This window comes from Pseudomonas sp. IB20 (genome assembly GCF_009707325.1).
Taxonomy (GTDB): Bacteria; Pseudomonadota; Gammaproteobacteria; order Pseudomonadales; family Pseudomonadaceae; genus Aquipseudomonas.
Map to the genome: position 1 here is coordinate 1,300,035 of NZ_CP046103.1, position 18,269 is coordinate 1,318,303.

Annotated in this window: 17 protein-coding genes and 2 pseudogenes; 13 read left to right on the forward strand and 6 right to left on the reverse strand. The window is 58.9% G+C overall.

Annotated features, from left to right (window positions below; genetic code table 11):
• Window positions 1–8 precede the first annotated feature (8 nt).
• Both GJU48_RS05940 and GJU48_RS05945 read left to right on the forward strand, forming a co-directional pair.
• A complete protein-coding gene (locus GJU48_RS05940) occupies window positions 9–428 on the forward strand; it encodes a hypothetical protein (RefSeq protein WP_155295945.1) in 420 nt (139 codons plus the stop codon).
• A 333-nt stretch (window positions 429–761) separates the two neighbouring features.
• Window positions 762–1,073 (forward strand): DUF1654 domain-containing protein, encoded by a 312-nt coding sequence (locus GJU48_RS05945; protein WP_094952273.1) that lies wholly within the window; start codon window positions 762–764, stop codon window positions 1,071–1,073.
• Between the two features lie 57 nt (window positions 1,074–1,130).
• On the opposite strand, the gene GJU48_RS25595 is transcribed toward GJU48_RS05945, so the two are convergent.
• Window positions 1,131–1,487 (reverse strand): hypothetical protein, encoded by a 357-nt coding sequence (locus tag GJU48_RS25595; RefSeq protein ID WP_371923433.1) that lies wholly within the window; start codon window positions 1,485–1,487, stop codon window positions 1,131–1,133.
• A gap of 3 nt (window positions 1,488–1,490) precedes the next feature.
• On the reverse strand, window positions 1,491–2,162 hold the full coding sequence (locus tag GJU48_RS05955; protein WP_155295946.1) for a S24 family peptidase: 672 nt from the start codon (window positions 2,160–2,162) through the stop codon (window positions 1,491–1,493).
• Window positions 2,163–2,578: 416 nt separating this feature from the next.
• On the opposite strand from GJU48_RS05955, the pseudogene GJU48_RS05960 reads away from it, so the two are divergent.
• Window positions 2,579–2,826 (forward strand): annotated as a pseudogene (locus tag GJU48_RS05960) (lysis protein); the annotation flags it as partial.
• A gap of 92 nt (window positions 2,827–2,918) precedes the next feature.
• Here GJU48_RS05960 and GJU48_RS25070 read toward each other — a convergent pair.
• Window positions 2,919–3,029 (reverse strand): annotated as a pseudogene (locus tag GJU48_RS25070) (ArsC family reductase); the annotation flags it as partial.
• Window positions 3,030–3,254: 225 nt separating this feature from the next.
• On the opposite strand from GJU48_RS25070, the gene GJU48_RS05970 reads away from it, so the two are divergent.
• On the forward strand, window positions 3,255–4,898 hold the full coding sequence (locus GJU48_RS05970; protein WP_094950058.1) for a Na+/H+ antiporter: 1,644 nt from the start codon (window positions 3,255–3,257) through the stop codon (window positions 4,896–4,898).
• A 9-nt stretch (window positions 4,899–4,907) separates the two neighbouring features.
• Complete coding sequence (locus tag GJU48_RS05975) at window positions 4,908–5,105, forward strand: hypothetical protein (RefSeq protein WP_371923434.1); 198 nt, start codon at window positions 4,908–4,910, stop codon at window positions 5,103–5,105.
• A gap of 381 nt (window positions 5,106–5,486) precedes the next feature.
• On the opposite strand, the gene dapC is transcribed toward GJU48_RS05975, so the two are convergent.
• From dapC to map, 3 genes are all read right to left on the reverse strand, one after another.
• The gene (gene dapC, locus GJU48_RS05980; RefSeq protein WP_094950056.1) at window positions 5,487–6,686 is read right to left on the reverse strand and encodes a succinyldiaminopimelate transaminase; all 1,200 of its coding nucleotides are present in this window, start codon (window positions 6,684–6,686) and stop codon (window positions 5,487–5,489) included.
• Window positions 6,687–6,848: 162 nt separating this feature from the next.
• Window positions 6,849–9,551 carry a [protein-PII] uridylyltransferase gene (locus tag GJU48_RS05985; RefSeq protein WP_094950055.1) on the reverse strand — a complete coding sequence of 901 codons (2,703 nt, stop codon included), beginning with the start codon at window positions 9,549–9,551 and terminating at the stop codon, window positions 6,849–6,851.
• Between the two features lie 63 nt (window positions 9,552–9,614).
• Window positions 9,615–10,397, reverse strand: a complete 783-nt coding sequence (map, locus tag GJU48_RS05990) for a type I methionyl aminopeptidase (RefSeq protein ID WP_094950054.1) — start codon at window positions 10,395–10,397, stop codon at window positions 9,615–9,617.
• Between the two features lie 386 nt (window positions 10,398–10,783).
• Here map and rpsB point away from each other — a divergent pair, with 386 nt between their 5' ends.
• The 8 genes from rpsB (at window position 10,784) to rseP (ending at window position 18,261) form a co-directional block, all read left to right on the forward strand.
• Window positions 10,784–11,521 (forward strand): 30S ribosomal protein S2, encoded by a 738-nt coding sequence (rpsB, locus tag GJU48_RS05995; protein ID WP_003219330.1) that lies wholly within the window; start codon window positions 10,784–10,786, stop codon window positions 11,519–11,521.
• A gap of 191 nt (window positions 11,522–11,712) precedes the next feature.
• The gene (tsf, locus tag GJU48_RS06000) at window positions 11,713–12,576 is read left to right on the forward strand and encodes a translation elongation factor Ts (protein ID WP_094950053.1); all 864 of its coding nucleotides are present in this window, start codon (window positions 11,713–11,715) and stop codon (window positions 12,574–12,576) included.
• A gap of 211 nt (window positions 12,577–12,787) precedes the next feature.
• Entirely contained in the window at window positions 12,788–13,531 is a 744-nt protein-coding gene (pyrH, locus tag GJU48_RS06005; RefSeq protein ID WP_094950052.1) for a UMP kinase, read from the forward strand.
• Window positions 13,528–14,085: a ribosome recycling factor gene (gene frr, locus GJU48_RS06010; RefSeq protein WP_049709667.1), complete on the forward strand. Its 558-nt coding sequence runs from the start codon at window positions 13,528–13,530 to the stop codon at window positions 14,083–14,085. Before pyrH ends, frr begins: the two co-directional genes overlap by 4 nt.
• A gap of 17 nt (window positions 14,086–14,102) precedes the next feature.
• A complete protein-coding gene (gene uppS, locus GJU48_RS06015) occupies window positions 14,103–14,858 on the forward strand; it encodes a polyprenyl diphosphate synthase (protein ID WP_016974405.1) in 756 nt (251 codons plus the stop codon).
• A complete protein-coding gene (locus tag GJU48_RS06020; RefSeq protein ID WP_094950051.1) occupies window positions 14,859–15,668 on the forward strand; it encodes a phosphatidate cytidylyltransferase in 810 nt (269 codons plus the stop codon).
• Window positions 15,665–16,855 (forward strand): 1-deoxy-D-xylulose-5-phosphate reductoisomerase, encoded by a 1,191-nt coding sequence (ispC, locus tag GJU48_RS06025; protein WP_094950050.1) that lies wholly within the window; start codon window positions 15,665–15,667, stop codon window positions 16,853–16,855. Before GJU48_RS06020 ends, ispC begins: the two co-directional genes overlap by 4 nt.
• 53 nt (window positions 16,856–16,908) lie before the next feature.
• Window positions 16,909–18,261, forward strand: a complete 1,353-nt coding sequence (gene rseP, locus GJU48_RS06030; protein WP_094950049.1) for a sigma E protease regulator RseP — start codon at window positions 16,909–16,911, stop codon at window positions 18,259–18,261.
• Window positions 18,262–18,269 lie beyond the last annotated feature (8 nt).

Sequence of the window (18,269 nt, forward strand, 5' to 3'; positions counted from 1 at the left end):
TTATTCGCATGTTCCCGCATGTGGCTCAGTTGCTTAACTTCACGCAACAACCCCTCCAGCACATCCACCCGCCGCTCCAAGGCCTTGCGACGAGTTCCACATTCCAAAAGGCTGGCTGTGCGCTCACAAACCAGCTCATCCGCTGCGGTCAGGCGCTGTTGCATATCCTGCCCGTTGCGCAATTCTGCCTCGCGCTGCTGCTCCAGGCTTTCGACCTGTTCGTCGCGCTGGTTGAGCAGCAGTTGCAGGGCGTCACGCTCGGCGGTTACGCGGTCGTGATCGGCGCCCAGAACTACGTTGATTCGGCCCAGGGATTGGCCCTCAACGAGGCCGGCCTCGGTTACGTGGTAGCGCTTTACTTCGGACACAGTTATTTCCTTGCCGGGCCATGCCCGGGCGGTGGAGTGGGGGAGTTACGCTGCGCGTGATTGGCGTTGCTCGGCGCGCCACGGGTCATTGGCCCGAGCCAGGGCGGCCATTGGTCGCCCGGTAGAGGCAATGCGGTCTGTTGTTTGTTGCGCTAGCTGTTAAAGAGCAGCGGGCGGTGAGGCCCCGGCGAGCCCATGTTGGGTTACTCGACGGGGCAAATATGAACTACAGGTTCACATTTAGTCAAGTACCAAAAGTACATAATTTTTTGCTGGTTCAATTTCGAGCTCATACAACGTTGCCCTGAAGGGGATTTACGACGAACCAAAGGTTCGCTATATTCACCCCTTATATGCTGGATGTATGTACAGTAATTGGCTGGGGGGGATTTCATGGCGAAGAAGCAGGCGGTACCGGCAGCACGGCAGGAAATGAGCGGCATGGCGCGCCTGGGGCTGCGCGTATCATCGATGATCAATCACCCGATCGCTCAGGAGCGGCGCGAGGTGACAATTCATCGCCTGGACACGGACGGGGACCGGGAGTGGGAAGAGGTGCTGGGCGTGATCGCGGAGACGGACGAGCTTGAGTTGACGCTCAATGACGACGGCAGCGTGACCGTGAGGTGGGAGCAGCAGGAAGTGGAGGCGGCGGGAAGGGGAGAGCTTGAGTTTGAGCCAGAAGAGGAACCGGCGCCGTTCTGACGGACATAAAAAAGCCCGCTCAGTGGCGGGCCGATTGATACCTAATGCGCGCTAATGCTAATCAGCAGGACTGCTGGGCGCGGAAATATACTTGGTCTGGGATTCTATTTCGCACTCGGCATACAGTCGCTTGCATAGCGCGTCAGCATCAGGTCTTGATTCAAAGTAGCCGCAGATGATCGGTGACCCCATTCCAGAACCCCGAACAATCCTTCCCGCCTTAACCACAGCCATCAGATCCTCGACCGCCTGAAACCTGGTCGCTATCTTGATCAGCTCTTGGGCATCATCCTCATGCCCGGCTTCTGAAAGCTTCACGGCAGCCTGCATCAGATCGACACCTGACCATTTGAGCAGGGCCGCAGCCTCTTTCAGGTCGCGGCGCAGTTGCTGGTTGGGCTTCGTTAGGGACATGGGCTACACCAAGTTGGCGTTCCAGACGAGCAGCACGCGGGCCTGGATGTAGGTCTCATCAAGGAAGATGTCCTCGGCCTTGTGCTTCCGATTGTCTGACAGCATCTTGAATTTATCTTTGCCCTTCATTTGCAGGCGCTTGATGTACTGAAAGCCCTGGTACGAGAAGAAGTAGATCCCGTCGCCAATAAACTCTTTAATGCTGACATCGACCAGCAGCGGATCGCCATGCTTGATGGTTGGCGTCATGGACTGCCCCCAGCCGGTGATCATCTTCAGATGGAAGTGCTCTTTGAATTCGACGCCCATGGCGCGGAGTTGGGAAGGACTAACGCGCACGTCTTGGAGCATCTCAGGGAAGTCATGAGCGATTTCGCCGCCGCCCAAGGCTCCGCGCACGTCATAGTGAGCAATCCATACTTCGTCGCCGACCTTTCCAGGTCTGTAGGCGTCATTCACTAGAATGCCGCCAACGGCTTCAACCTCGTCGCCCTCTGCGACTGCCAAAAGCTTTCGCCGAAGTTCGTCAGGCAGCCCTTTACCAGCAAGCATTTCGCGGACTTTGTCGGAGGAAGTGGACGTACGCTCAGGGGATGCTGGGCTGACTGATGAGTCGGGACCATCACCAGATGCATGCTGCAGCCATTCTATTTTTACACCGAAAGATGCCTGCATCTTTGCCGGGCCTAACAAGATATGCCGTGATGGGGTCGGCTGCGGAGGGCGGGTTAAGCGGGTTTACCAGGAACTGGGATGACCAGAGGAGCCCAAGTGTGAAAGGGCAGAAACAAGTTCAACGAGAAAGACCATATCGATCTGGATGGCGAGCTGAAGCGGCTTGAGATCGAGAAGCGTAAGGCTGAGCTCAAACTAATAGAGAAGGGCGGCGGCAACTCCAACGCCCAGCTACTGGCTGATCTGATTGCGAGGCTGCCGTCATGATCACCAACACCGGCAACTTGATGTTCGACCGCCAGGTGTCTCGCTGGTACGACATCACCAATTGGGATAACGACGGCAAACCGGAATCCACCCGGTACCGGTGGCGCTCGACGATCCACAAAGCACCGGATGACCAGGTGTATGAAGCGCAGGCTGCTCTGTGCGATGACCTTGCCACTGATGATGTGCGGCTGTCAGTCCTTCTCGCCGCAACCGATACAACCAGTGGCTGCAGTGTGCCTTCCGCTCCGGCGCCGTCGGTGTGGTTCATGCAGCCCGTCGAGCCCAACTTGACCCAGCGCATGCGCAATGAATTGTCGCCATCACCGACGATGGGGATAACGCCGTAATAGCGCTGCGGGCGTGTCAGGCATACGTCAGGGCTGTCACCCGTTGATGGGTTTGATGAATAAGCTAAAAACGAGCGGCGGACTAATTGCTTTCAGACGCAAGATACTCGGCTTCAAGTTCAAGAAGCTGGCGGCTCTAGTCGTGGAATTCATAGCTCACGCCGTGCTCATCGAGCCAGGTACGGGCTTTTTTCATGGTGTCGCAGGCTTTGATGCCGAAAAGGTGCAACGTTTTGCTTGAAGCGGTCAAGGAATTGCCCCCCTTTGGACAAATAGAAACTAAAGGTCACGGATTATGCCACGACCAGCGGGTTTGGGTGCCGCTCGTCATGCCTGCTTATGGCTCAGTGCGACTTTTGTGCAAAAGCCATCGCACAGCATAGGCGAGTAACATAGACGGGTAATATGGCACTTCAACGGCCAGTTGTTGCCTGATATGTGTCGTTGCAAGTCGCTTGTCCGGGAAACCCGTGTTATGCAAACCGCCTACACCGTTCTTATCCTGCTGATGTTGGTCAGCGTTTCGCGCCTGGTCGGGCGCATCATTCCTCTGCCGTTACCCTTGGTGCAGATCGCCGCCGGCGCCTTGCTGGCGTGGCCGACGCTGGGGCTGCACGTGGCCCTGGACCCTGAGTTGTTCCTGTTTCTGTTCCTGCCGCCGCTGCTGTTCTCCGATGGCTGGCGCATGCCCAAGCGTGAGTTGTGGCGCCTGCGCGGGCCCATCCTGACGTTGGCGGTGGGCCTGGTGTTGTTCACCGTGGTCGGGGCCGGCTACTTCATTCATTGGCTACTGCCTACGATCCCGTTGCCGGTGGCCTTCGCCCTGGCGGCTGTTTTATCACCGACGGATGCCGTGGCGGTGTCGGCCATTTCCCAAAATCGGTTGCCCAAGCCGCTGATGCACATGCTTCAGGGCGAAGCGTTGATGAATGATGCCTCGGGCCTGGTGACCTTCAAGTTCGCCCTGGCGGCGGCGTTGACCGGGGTGTTTTCCCTGGCGGACGCCAGCCTGACCTTTGTGCTGGTGGCCGTGGGTGGCCTGGCGGTGGGCGTGGCGCTGAGCTGGCTGGTCGGGCGTTTGCGTGCCTGGATGATCGCACGGGGCTGGGACGACCCGGCCACCCACGTGGTGTTCATGTTGCTGCTGCCGTTTGCCGCGTATGTGCTGGCTGAACGCCTGGGCGCATCGGGCATTCTCTCGGCGGTCGCGGCGGGCATGATGCAAAGCTGGCTCGACCTGTTGCCGCGCCAGACCAGCACCCGGCTGCTCAATCGCAGTGTCTGGTCGCTGCTGGAGTTCGCGTTCAATGGCTTGATCTTTTTGCTGTTGGGCCTGCAACTGCCGGACATCATCAAGGCGGTGGTGAGCCATGAGACGACACTGTGGCCAACCCTGTTGTATCGCTGCCTGGATGTGATCGCGATCTTTCTGGTGCTGGTGGTGTTGCGGTTTATCTGGGTGCAGAGCATCTGGCGGCTGTCAGGCCTGCTGCGACGGCTGCGCGGGAAAAGCGAACTGACTCTGGTGCCGACGGCCCGTTCCTGCTGGCTGCTGACCGTCGGGGGCGTGCGCGGCGCGGTGACCCTGGCGGGCGTGATGTCGGTGCCGTTGCTGTTGGCGCCGGGGCAGGACTTTCCAGAGCGAGACCTGCTGATCTTTATCGCTGCGGGCGTGATCCTGCTGTCATTGATCGCCGCCTGCATCGCCTTGCCGTTGCTATTGCGCGGCATCGAAAAGAGTCCGGACGAAAAGCGTCATAACGAAGTGCGCGAGGCCTGGAAGAAAACCGCCGTGGCTGCCATCCATGCCCTTGAGGCGGAAGAACCCGCAGGAAGCGAAACCCCGGACGCCGCCCAAGCGGCCCTGGCCGCTGAGCTCAAGGCGCGGCTGATGTCGGAATATCGCCATCAATTGGAAGTGTTTAATGACTCGGCCGAAGCCCAGGCGTTGGCGCAGCAGATGGACCAGCTTGAACGCAAACTTCGGCTCAAAGCCCTGCGCGCGCAACGCTTGGAGTTGTACAGCTTGAGCCGTCATCACCAGATTGGTGATGACGTGTTGCGCGAGGTGCTGGCGGACTTGGACATGAGCGAAGCGAATTTGGGCTCAGTCCATTAATGATGGGGTTTGGAAGTGTTTAATGACTCGGCCGAAGCCCAGGCGGGCAGATGGACACTTGAACGCAAACTTCGGCTCAAAGCCCTGCGCGCGCAACGCTTGGAGTTGTACAGCTTGAGCCGTCATCACCAGATTGGTGATGACGTGTTGCGCGAGGTGCTGGCGGACTTGGACATGAGCGAAGCGAATTTGGGCTCAGTCCATTAATGATGGGGTTTTAATGCTCATGCCCAAGATGACACCCTGCCAAGGGTAACGAGCGTTATGGCATTCTTGTACGGATACACAGAGTTGAATTGTTAGGCAGCTTTTTTGGGAAGGATAATGTTGGTGAAACCTAGCGCCTTGGCAAAGGTGTGCTTGGTGGCTCGAGCGGTTTTCGTGGGGTGTTACAGCATCAGAAGGGCTACCCGTATATAAGTGTGGGTCGAGAGGCGGCGAGAGAGTGGAGAGGTTGCTGATAGTCATATTTTCACCAAGGAAGAATCAGTAATCCTTGGTGGGAACTTATGCAGAGGCGTTCCATGAAATATGTACCTGGGTTTGCCAGGTGGGGCCCACTCCTGCCAGTCAGGAGCGGGCACTGAGTTAGCGCTTGCGCTGGATAAAATCCCGAATCCGCTCAGCCGCTTCCACACACTCCGCCAACGGCGCAACCAGTGCCATGCGCACACGCCCGGCCCCCGGGTTCACGCCATCCACTTCCCGCGACAGGTATGAGCCCGGCACCACGGTTACGTGTTCTTCCACGAACAAGTCCCGGCAGAATGCGGCATCGTCGCCGTTCACATTCGGCCATAAGTAAAATCCGCCGTCCGGGCTTTGCACGTCTAATACCGGCTTGAGAATCGCCAGCACAGCGTCGAATTTCTCGCGGTACAGGTCACGGTTGGCCAGCACGTGGGCTTCGTCCTGCCAGGCTGCGATGCTTGCTAGTTGGGTTTGCACCGGCATCGCGCAGCCGTGGTAGGTGCGGTACAGCAGGAAGGCCTTGAGGATATCGGCATCGCCGGCGACGAAACCGGAGCGCAGGCCTGGCAGGTTGGAACGCTTGGACAGGCTGTGGAACACCACGCAACGTTTGAAATCCTGGCGGCCGAGTTCGACGCAGGCGCTGAGCAGGCCCGGCGGCGGGGTTTGTTCGTCGAAGTACAGCTCGCTGTAGCACTCGTCAGCGGCAATGACGAAATCGTATTCGTCGGCCAAGGCGATGAGTTTTTTCAGGGTGTCGACCGGGATCAGCGCGCCGGTCGGGTTGCCTGGGGAACACAGGAACAGGATCTGGCAGCGTTTCCAGGTGTCTGGCGACACAGCGTCGAAGTCTGGGTTGAAGCCGTTGGCGTCCAGGCACGGCAGGTAATGCGGCGTGGCCCCAGCCAGGAACGCGGCGCCTTCGTAGATCTGGTAGAACGGGTTCGGGCTGACTACCAGTGCATCGTCACTGCGGTTGACCACGGTCTGGGTGAAGGCGAACAGTGCCTCGCGGGTGCCGTTGACCGGCAGGATATTGCGCGCCGGGTCCAGCCACCCCTTGGGCACGTTGAAACGGCGTTCACACCAAGCGCCGATGGCCTCGCGCAATGCCGGGATGCCCAGGGTGGTCGGGTACACGGCCATCTGGTCGAGGTTGTTGCTCAGCGCTTGGGCCACGAAGGCCGGTGACTTGTGCTTGGGCTCGCCGATGGACAGCGCGATCGGGCGTTTGTCCGGGTTCGGCGTGACGCTGCCGAGCAGGGCACGGAGTTTCTCGAACGGGTAGGGCTGCAGCTGGTTCAGGGCGTTGTTCATGTAAGCCTCGATCAAGATGAGTACGGCCTTTTTGTGGGCGCTGGCTTGCCTGCGACGCGGTCTGCGACGCGGGCACCTCGGTGTATAAGCCATGCCGGGTCGACGCTATGGCAGGCAAGCCAGCTCCCACAGGGGTCGTGCGCACTGGGAAGTTAAATCAATTCATATAGTCAGTCTGGACAGCTCGACGCCGGGCTCCTGGCTCACGCTCAATTGCTGCACGATGGCATCCTGCAAGCGTCGGCACAGTTCCGGGTCGGACAGCGGCTGGTTGTCGGCGTCGGTAATGAAGAACACGTCTTCCACGCGCTCGCCGAGGGTCGCAATCTTCGCATTCTGCAACGACAGGTCGAACTCCAGGAAGATCCCACCGATGCGCGCGAGCAAACCCGGACGATCCGGGGCGCTGAGTTCCAGCACGGTCACCGGGCGCTGGGCGTCATTGGAAATGGTCACCTGGGGCGCAAAGGCAAAATGCTTGAGCTGGCGCGGTACCCGACGCTGGATGATCGTCGGGTAGTCGTCCGGGTTGCGCAGGGCTTCAGTCAGGCCTTCGCGGATCTTTTTCACGCGCACCGGGTTATCGCCGATGGAGTCGCCTTCGGTATCGAGCACGATGTAGGTGTCGAGGGTGAACTGGCTGCTCGAGGTGATGACCCGCGCGTCATGAATGTTCAGGTTGAGCTGGTCCATGGCGGCCACGGTCACGGCGAAGAAGTCGTGCTGGTCGGGCGCGTAGATGAAGATCTGCGTGCCGCCCTCGAACTCGCGCTGGGTGGTTTCCTTGATCAGTACCAGTGGGCCGCCATCGGCCGGCTGCTGCAGGATCGCGTCACTGTGCCAGGCCACATCGCCGGCGGTGTGGCGCAGGAAGTAATCGTCACCCAGTTGCGACCACAATTGCTCGACATCGTCCGGGTCATTGCCGCCACGCACCAGGATATCCAGGGCCGCGCTTTGAGTGCGGCGGATCTGCTCTTCGCGGTCCACCGGGTTTTCCAGGCCACGGCGCAGCGCGCGCTTGGTCTCGGTATAGAGCTGGCGCAGCAGGCTGGCGCGCCACGAGTTCCACAACGTCGGGTTGGTGGCGTTGATGTCGGAGACGGTGAGCACGTAGAGGTAGTCCAGGCGTGTCTCATCACCGACGATCCCGGCGAAGTCGTGGATCACCTGCGGGTCGGACAAGTCCTTGCGCTGGGCGGTGGTCGACATCACCAGGTGGTTCTGCACCAGCCACACAATCAGGCGGCTGTCCCACAACGGCAGTTGATGGCGCTGGCAGAAGGCCTCGGCATCGACCGCGCCGATTTCCGAGTGATCGCCATGCCGGCCCTTGCCGATGTCGTGGTACAGGCCAGCCAGGTAGATCAACTCCGGCTTGGGCAGCTTGGCCATGAGCTTGCTGGCCAGCGGGAATTTCTCTGACACCTGGGTGTACTGCAACTTACGCAGGTGTTTGATTAAGTTCAGGGTGTGGGCGTCCACGGTGTAGATGTGGAACAGGTCGTGCTGCATCTGGCCGACGATAAAGCCGAACTCGGGCAGGTAACGCCCGAGGATGCCGTAACGGTTCATGCGCCGCAGGTTGCGGTGGATGCCGATCTTGCACTTGAACAGCTCGATAAACAGGCTGGTGTTGCGGATGTCGTTGCGAAAGTCATCGTCGATCAGGTGACGGTATTCGCGCAGCAGGCGGATGGTATCGGCGCGTACGCCTTTGATTTCCGGCTGCTGGGCCATCAGCACAAAGATTTCCAGCATGGCGAACGGCGTGCGGTGGAACACGTTGTCGTTGCGCGCTTCGATGTAGCCGTCGTGCAGTTGAAAGCGCGAGTTGATCGGCTGTGGTGGCGCTTCGTCTTCGGGGGCCAGGATCACTTCTTCGAAATGCTGGATGATCAGGTCGCTGAGCTGGGCAATGCTCATGACCACCCGGTAGTACTGCTGCATGAAGCTTTCGATACTGGTCTTCGCATCCTCGCCTTCAAACCCCAATAGGGTGGCGATGGAGCGCTGATGGTCGAACAGCAGGCGGTCTTCGGAGCGCCCGGCGAGCATGTGCAGGGCGTAACGTACCTTCCACAGAAACTCCTGGGACGAGGCCAGCAGAGCGTTTTCGCTTTCTACCAGAAAGCCTTCGCCGGCCAGGGCGCGCAGGTTCAGGGTGCCGTATTGGCGACGCGCGACCCACAGGATCGTCTGGATATCCCGCAGCCCGCCCGGGGAACCTTTGACGTTGGGCTCCAGGTTGTATTCGGTGTCGTTGTACTTGTGGTGCCGAGCTTTCTGCTCGGCGCGCTTGGCCAGGAAGAAATCCTTGCTTGGCCACATGTGTGCGGTGCTGGTGACTTCCAGCATGCGCTGACGCAGGCGTTCGGGGCCGGCGATGGTGCGGCTTTCCATCAAGTTGGTGATCACGGTGAGATCGGCGCGGGCTTCTTGGGCGCATTCGTCCACCGAGCGTACGCTTTGGCCGACTTCCAGGCCGATGTCCCACAACAGCGTCAGAAAACGCTCGATGGAATCGCGAAAGATCTCATGATCGGCGCTGTCCAGCAGGATCAGCAGGTCGATGTCGGAGTAGGGGTGCAGTTCGCCGCGGCCGTAGCCGCCGACCGCCACCAAGGCGATATCGGCATCTTCGCTCCAGCTGAACTGTTCCCAGGCCTTTTGCAGGATGTTGTCGACGAACCAGGCACGGTCTTCGATCAGCCGACGAATGTCCCGGCCACTGCGAAAGCGCGCATCGAGCACCTCGCGGGCCTGGCGGATAGCCTTCTTGAAGGCGCCGATGGGGCTTGCCTTCAATGCCAGTTCAGCCTGGAACTGGCCACGGTCGAAGAGTTCGGGATCCACCTGGGGCATTGATCGGCTTTCCTTTCTATCTATAAGCGGTCACAGGGTTACGGGGGAAAACCGAGGCAAACATTAGGCCGAAATACGTGGGATCGTGTCGTCGGCGCGCAATGTGAAGATCTCGTAGCCGGTCTCGGTGACCAGCAAGGTGTGTTCCCACTGGGCCGACAACTTGCGGTCCTTGGTGATAGCAGTCCAACCGTCGCCCAGCACCTTGGTGTCAGCCTTGCCCTGGTTGATCATCGGCTCGATAGTGAAGGTCATACCGGCTTTGAGTTCCATGCCGGTGCCGGCGCGGCCGTAGTGCAGGATCTGCGGCTCTTCGTGGAACACCTTGCCGATGCCGTGGCCGCAGAATTCGCGGACTACCGAGAAGCCGTTCTTTTCAGCGTGCTTCTGGATCACTTCACCGATATCGCCCAGGCGGCAGCCGGGTTTTACGATCTCGATGGCCTTGTACATGCATTCCTGGGTGACCTGGGACAGGCGCTCAGCCCAGACCGGCACGCTGCCGACGTGGAACATGCGGCTGGTGTCGCCGTGGTAGCCATCTTTGATCACGGTGACGTCGATGTTCAGGGTGTCACCGTCTTTCAACGGCTTGTCGCCCGGAATGCCGTGGCAGACCACGTGGTTGATCGAGGTGCAGATCGACTTGGGGAAGCCTTTGTAGTTCAGCGGCGCAGGGATGGCCTTTTGCACGTCGACTATATAGTCGTGGCAGATGCGGTCCAGGGCTTCGGTGGTGACGCCTGGCTTGACGTGTTCGGCAATCATTTCCAGCACGTCGGCAGCCAGTTTGCCGGCAACGCGCATGCCGGCGATGTCTTCGGCGGTTTTCAAAGTAACGGTCATACAGACTCTCTCTAGCGCGAGGCGCTGAAATCAATACGGTTTACGGGTGTGCGACAAAAGGTTGCAGAATTCGCACAAGCCCCAAAAAAACGTGATTCTACCAGACGCTGGCGGCAAATCATGAGCGTCTGACGATCGCTTCTCTCTATAAGATGGGGGCATGTTGGCTCTATTCAAAGGCTTACACAAAAGCCGAACACGGCAAATGTGATTGCGGGTTTCGTTTTTGTCCTTCGTGTGGTATAAAATGCGCCGCTTTCCGGGGATGCCCCGCAGAGCTTAAATCCACACACGTGTCGACACGATGACCTGGGTGCCGGAGGCGAATGCCGCTGGTTGGTCATTGGGATACGTGGAGGCCAAACCCGACTTATTAAGGAACTATCATGTCCCAAGTCAATATGCGCGATATGCTGAAGGCCGGTGTGCACTTCGGTCACCAGACCCGTTACTGGAACCCGAAAATGGGTAAATACATTTTCGGCGCGCGTAACAAGATCCACATCATCAACCTTGAAAAAACCCTGCCAATGTTCAACGAAGCTCTGACTTTCGTAGAGCGTCTGGCCCAGGGCAAAAACAAGATTCTGTTCGTCGGCACCAAGCGTTCCGCTGGCAAGATCGTTGCTGAAGAAGCAGCACGTTGCGGTTCGCCGTACGTCGATCACCGCTGGTTGGGCGGCATGCTGACCAACTTCAAAACCATCCGTGCTTCCATCAAGCGTCTGCGTGACCTTGAAGTGCAAGCCGAAGACGGTACTTTCGCCAAGCTGACCAAGAAAGAGGCGCTGATGCGCACTCGCGACCTGGAAAAGCTCGATCGTTCCCTGGGTGGTATCAAGGACATGGGCGGTCTGCCTGACGCACTGTTCGTTATCGACGTTGATCACGAGCGCATCGCGATCACCGAAGCCAACAAGCTGGGCATCCCGGTTATCGGCGTAGTCGATACCAACAGCAGCCCGGAAGGCGTTGACTACATCATCCCAGGCAACGATGACGCAATCCGCGCTATCCAGCTGTACATGGGTTCGATGGCTGACGCTGTAATCCGTGGTCGCAACCACGTTGCTGGTGGTACCGAGCAGTTCGTTGAAGAAGCTCCGGTAGCTGCCGCTGAGTAACTGACGCCCTGGCGTTGACTCAGTAAGCAAAAAGGGGGCTTGGCCCCCTTTTTGCCACCTCGAAAACCATTTGTCGGCAGCGCAGCTACAACTTCTGTAACGTGCAGCGGCCTACAAGGGTGATTCGGGAAGAATTGATCGCCCGTTTGATCGGGTGGAATGGTTGAAAACCTATCCAAGAGGATTTTGAAATGGCAGAGATTACTGCAGCGTTGGTTAAAGAACTGCGTGAGCGTACCGGCGAAGGCATGATGGATTGCAAAAAGGCCTTGACCAAGGCCGGCGGCGACATCGAAAAAGCCATTGATGACATGCGTGCTTCCGGCGCCATCAAGGCTGCCAAAAAAGCAGGCAACGTAGCTGCTGAAGGCGCTATCGCTCTGGTTGAAGACGGTAAAGCCGCAGTTCTGCTGGAAGTGAACTCGCAGACCGACTTCCTGGCTCTGCAGGACGACTTCAAAGCGTTCGTTGCTGCCAGCGTCAAGAAAGCATTCGACGACAAGCTGACCACCGTCGAGCCGTTGATCGAAGCTCAAGAAGCTGCTCGCCTGGTACTGGTCGGCAAGGTTGGCGAAAACGTCAACATCCGTCGTCTGGCGCGCATCGAAGGTGATGTGGTTGGTGGCTACCTGCACGGCAACAAAATCGGCGTTGTGGTTGCCCTCAAAGGCGGCGACGTTGAGCTGGCTAAAGACATCGCTATGCACGTAGCAGCCAGCAACCCTGAGTTCCTGCTGCCATCGGAAGTGTCTGCTGACGCAATCGAGCGCGAAAAAGCTGTGTTCCTGAGCCTGAACGCCGACAAGATCGCCGGCAAGCCAGAAAACATCGTTGAAAACATGATCAAAGGCCGTATCAGCAAGTTCCTGGCTGAAGCGAGCCTGGTTGAGCAGGCGTTCGTCAAGAACCCTGAAATCAAGGTTGGCGAGCTGGCTAAGAAAGCCGGTGCTGAAATCGTTTCCTTCACCTACTACAAAGTAGGCGACGGCATCGAGAAGCCGGTCGACAACTTCGCTGAAGAAGTTGCTGCCCAGCTGGCTGCCGCCAAGCAATAAGACAGTTTTTAACTGTCGCCGAAAGAGGCTGCCCGCTCACGCGCGCAGCCTCTTTTCAAATGGGAAGGCCAATTTTTATTTGGTTTCCTTTCGGAACTGGCTTACAAAGCCGTGTTCCGATGGCGCTGTGATAGCGTCCAGCTAGAGTGAACGCAAGCCGTAAACGGCTCGCCAAGAATTTTTAAAAAATACGCCGCAGGAGAGATTCGCAATGGCTCAGCAGGGCAGTGGTTATCAGGCTCGCTATAAACGCATTCTACTCAAGCTTAGCGGCGAGGCCCTGATGGGCTCGGAAGAGTTCGGGATCGATCCCAAGGTACTCGACCGCATGGCACTGGAAGTCGGCCAGTTGGTCGGTATCGGTGTTCAGGTGGGCCTGGTGATCGGCGGCGGCAACCTGTTCCGCGGTGCGGCGCTGAGCGCTGCCGGGATGGATCGGGTAACAGGCGACCACATGGGCATGCTGGCCACTGTGATGAACGCCCTGGCCATGCGTGACGCCCTCGAGCGCGCCAATATCACCGCTATCGTCATGTCGGCTATTTCCATGGTTGGCGTAACGGATCACTATGATCGGCGCAAAGCCATGCGTCACCTGGATGCCAAAGAGGTGGTGATTTTTGCTGCCGGTACCGGCAACCCGTTCTTCACCACCGACTCGGCTGCGTGCCTGCGTGGTATCGAGATCAACGCGGACGTGGTGCTCAAGGCCACCAAGGTTGACGGTGTTTACACTGCAGACCCATTCAAAGACCCGCATGCCGAGAAGTTCGATCATCTGACTTATGATGAAGTGCTGGATCGCAAGCTGGGCGTGATGGACCTGACGGCTATCTGCCTGTGCCGCGACCACAAGATGCCGCTGCGCGTATTTAACATGAACAAGTCCGGCGCCCTGCTGAACATCGTACACGGCGGCGCGGAAGGGACTCTGATCGAGGAAGGCCAACAATGATCAACGAAATCAAGAAAGACGCTCAAGAGCGTATGCAGAAATCCCTGGACTCTCTGAACCACGCATTTGGTCAGATTCGTACCGGCAAGGCCCACCCAAGCATCCTGGGTAGCGTGATGGTGCCGTACTACGGCGCAGACACTTCGATCACCCAAGTGGCCAACATCACCGTAAAAGACTCGCGCACCCTGCAAGTCGTCGCCTTCGAGCGCAACATGCTCGGCGCTGTCGACAAAGCGATCCAGAGCGCCGGTCTGAACCTCAACCCGACCAACCTGGGCGAGTTGTTGCTGATCTCCATGCCAGCCTTGACCGAAGAAACCCGTAAGGGCTTCACCAAGCAGGCGCGCAGCGCAGCCGAAGATGCTCGTGTTGCTGTGCGTAACATCCGCCGCGATGCGTTGGGTGACCTGAAGAAACTGGTCAAGGATAAAGAAATCAGCGAAGACGAAGAGCGTCGTGCCGTCGCTGATATCGACAAGCTGACCAAAGACGCTGAGGCCCAGATCACCAAGGCCACGGAAGAAAAAGAAAAGGACCTGATGGCCGTATAAGGGGTCAGGACGCCTTCATGGAAAAGACCAAGCAGACTGTGCCCTCCGTGGTGCCGCGCCATGTCGCGATCATCATGGATGGGAATAATCGCTGGGCGAAGAAACGCTTTATGCCGGGCGTTGCCGGGCATAAAGCGGGTGTCGATGCGGTGCGCGCCGTGATTGAGGTGTGCGCCGAGGCCAAGGTTGAAGTGTTGACCCTGTTTGCCTTCTCCAGCGAGAACTGGCAGCGGCCCGCCGAAGAAGTCAGTGCCTTGATGGACCTGTTCTTCAAGGCGCTGCGTCGTGAGGCCAAGCGCCTCAACGACAACAACATCAGCCTGCGCATCATTGGTGATCGCTCGCGGTTCCATCCGGAGCTGCAAGCGGCCATGCGCGAAGCCGAGGCCATTACCGCGGGTGCCAACCGTTTTGTGCTGCAGATTGCAGCCAACTACGGTGGCCAGTGGGATATCGCCCAGGCAGCGCAGCGGCTTGCCCGCGAAGTGCAGGCCGGGCACCTGCGGCCCGACGACATCACGCCCGAACTGTTGCAAACCTGCCTGGTAACCGGCGACCTGCCGTTGCCGGACTTGTGCATCCGTACCGGTGGCGAGCACCGCATCAGCAACTTCCTGTTGTGGCAACTGGCCTACACCGAGCTGTACTTCTCCGACCTGTTCTGGCCGGACTTCAAACACGATGCCATGCGCAATGCGCTGGCCGATTTCGCTTCCCGTCAGCGTCGCTTCGGTAAAACGAGCGAGCAGATCGAAGCTGGAGCCCGGGTTTAAATGCTTAAACAACGAATCATCACAGCACTGATCCTGCTGCCGATTGCCTTGTGCGGTTTTTTTCTGCTCGACGGTTCCGGCTTTGCGCTGTTTATCGGCCTGGTCGTGACCCTGGGTGCCTGGGAATGGGCGCGCCTGGCGGGCTTCAGCGAGCAGTTGCCGCGTGTGGTGTACGCCGCTGTGGTGGCGCTGCTGCTGTTTCTCATGCATACGCTCTCAAGCATTGTCGTGCCTTGGGTGTTGGGCGCGGCGGTACTGTGGTGGGCGCTGGCGACCTTCCTGGTGCTGACCTACCCGCGTACGAGTAGCCAATGGTCGAGTGTGGCCAGCAAGTTAGTGATTGGTTTGTTGATTCTGCTGCCGGCCTGGCAAGGGTTGGTGGAAATCAAGAATTCGCCAATGGGTAACTGGCTGATCATGGCGGTGATGGTGCTGGTCTGGGGGGCTGATATCGGTGCCTATTTCTCGGGCCGGGCTTTCGGCAAGCGCAAGCTGGCGCCGTCAGTCAGTCCGGGCAAGAGCTGGGAAGGTGTTTACGGCGGCCTGGCATTCACATTGGTGATCACGCTGGTTGTGGGGGTTGTGCGCGACTGGTCGGTGAAGGAAATACTCCTGGCCCTGTTGGGTACGGCTGTCGTGGTGTTTATCTCGGTGGTGGGCGACCTCACTGAAAGCATGTTCAAGCGCCAGGCCGGGATCAAGGACAGCAGCAACCTGCTGCCGGGCCATGGCGGCGTGCTGGATCGTATCGACAGCCTTACCGCGGCGATCCCGGTCTTTGCCGTGCTGTTGTGGATGACCGCTTCGTGAGCCGCCTGCAGCAGGTAACCGTGCTAGGTGCGACCGGCTCGGTCGGGCTGAGCACGCTGGATGTGATTGCTCGTCATCCGGATCGTTACCAAGTGTTCGCCCTGACCGGCTTCACGCGTTTAAGTGAGTTGCTGGCTCTGTGCGTGCGCCATGCGCCACGCTTTGCGGTCGTGCCGCAAGCAGCTGGCGCACGTGGTTTGCAGGATGATCTGCGCGCCGCCGGCCTTGCCACGCAGGTGTTGGTGGGCGAGGAGGGCTTGTGCCAGGTCTCGGCGGACTCCGAAGTCGACACCGTTGTGGCGGCCATTGTCGGGGCGGCAGGTTTGCGCCCGACGCTGGCGGCAGTCGACGCGGGCAAGAAGATCCTGCTGGCGAATAAAGAAGCGCTGGTCATGTCCGGCACACTCTTTATGCAGGCGGTACGCAAAAGCGGTGCCGTTCTGCTGCCTCTGGATAGCGAGCACAACGCGATCTTCCAATGCATGCCCGGTGATTTTGCCCGTGGTCTGAGCCAGGTGGGTGTGCGGCGGATTCTTCTTACGGCTTCCGGTGGCCCGTTCCGGCAGACTCCGCTGGCTGATCTTGAACATGTGTCGCCAGATCAAGCCTGTGCACACCCGAACTGGTCCATGGGGCGAAAAATCTCCGTGGATTCGGCGAGCATGATGAACAAAGGCCTGGAGTTGATCGAGGCGTGCTGGCTGTTCGACGCGCGGCCTGATCAGGTCGAGGTGGTAATCCATCCACAAAGTGTGATTCATTCCCTGGTCGACTACGTGGATGGTTCGGTGTTGGCTCAGTTGGGCAACCCCGACATGCGTACGCCAATCGCCAACGCCCTGGCGTGGCCGGAACGGATTGACTCCGGCGTGGCACCGTTGGATTTGTTCGCCATTGCACGCCTGGACTTCGAAGCGCCGGACGAGCAGCGCTTTCCATGCCTGCGCCTGGCGCGTCAGGCGGCCGAGGCGGGTAACAGCGCGCCGGCGATGCTCAATGCGGCCAATGAGGTAGCGGTGGCGGCGTTTCTCGAGCAGCGTATTCGCTTTCCGCAGATCGCGAGTATCATCGAGGACGTTCTGAGTCTTGAGCCGGTGGTAGCAGTGGATGATTTGGGCGCAGTGTTCGAGGCGGATACCAAGGCCCGTGCGCTGGCTGAGCAGTGGTTGAACCGCAACGCGCGTTAGTCTGTGGGCAGGTTTGAGCCCTCAGGCATTGGATTGGAATGCGGAGAAATTAGATGAGTGCGCTCTACATGATCGTCGGCACCCTGGTTGCTCTGGGTGTGCTGGTTACCTTCCACGAATTCGGCCACTTTTGGGTGGCGCGTCGTTGCGGCGTCAAGGTACTGCGCTTTTCCGTCGGTTTCGGCATGCCGTTGCTACGTTGGCACGACCGGCGTGGTACTGAGTTCGTGATTGCGGCCATCCCGTTGGGTGGCTACGTCAAGATGCTCGATGAGCGCGAAGGCGAAGTGCCTGCTGATCAGCTGGACCAATCCTTCAACCGCAAGACCGTTCGTCAGCGTATCGCTATTGTTGCGGCCGGCCCGATCGCCAACTTCTTGTTGGCGATAGTGTTTTTCTGGGTCTTGGCCATGATGGGCAGCCAGCAGGTGCGCCCGGTCATCGGCGCAGTCGAGTCGGACAGCATGGCGGCCAAGGCTGGCCTGGTCGCCGGGCAAGAAATTGTTTCTATTGATGGCGAGCCGACCACCGGGTGGGGCGCTGTCAATTTGCAGTTGGTGCGCCGCATGGGTGAAAGCGGCACCATCAATGTAGTGGTGCGCGAACAGGATTCCACTGCCGAGACGCCGCGCGAATTGGCTCTGGACCATTGGCTTAAAGGGGCGGACGAACCTGATCCGATCAAGTCCCTGGGTATTCGTCCTTGGCGCCCGGCGTTGCCGCCGGTGCTCGCCGAGCTGGATCCGAAGGGCCCGGCGCAGGCTGCCGGCCTGAAAACCGGCGACCGTCTGTTGGCCCTTGATGGTCAGGCGCTGGGTGACTGGCAGCAAGTGGTCGATCTGGTGCGTGTACGCCCTGATACCAAAATTGTGCTGAAAGTTGAGCGCGATGGTGCTCAAATCGACGTCCCCGTGACCTTGTCGGTTCGTGGGGAAGCCAAGGCAGCCGGGGGGTATCTCGGTGCAGGGGTGAAAGGTGTCGAGTGGCCACCGTCGATGGTGCGCGAGGTCAGTTTCGGGCCTTTGGCGGCGATTGGTGAGGGTGCAAAGCGCACTTGGACAATGAGTGTGCTGACCCTCGAATCGCTCAAGAAAATGTTGTTCGGCGAGCTCTCGGTAAAAAACTTGAGTGGACCGATAACCATTGCTAAAGTGGCGGGCGCTTCTGCCCAGTCGGGTGTCGCGGATTTCCTGAATTTCCTGGCTTATCTGAGTATTAGCCTTGGAGTTCTGAATTTGCTGCCCATCCCAGTATTGGATGGGGGGCATCTGTTGTTTTATCTGGTCGAGTGGGTGCGTGGGCGCCCCTTGTCGGATCGGGTGCAGGGTTGGGGGATACAGATCGGTATCAGTTTGGTGGTCGGAGTGATGTTGTTAGCTCTGGTCAACGATCTGGGACGACTGTAACGCTTCGC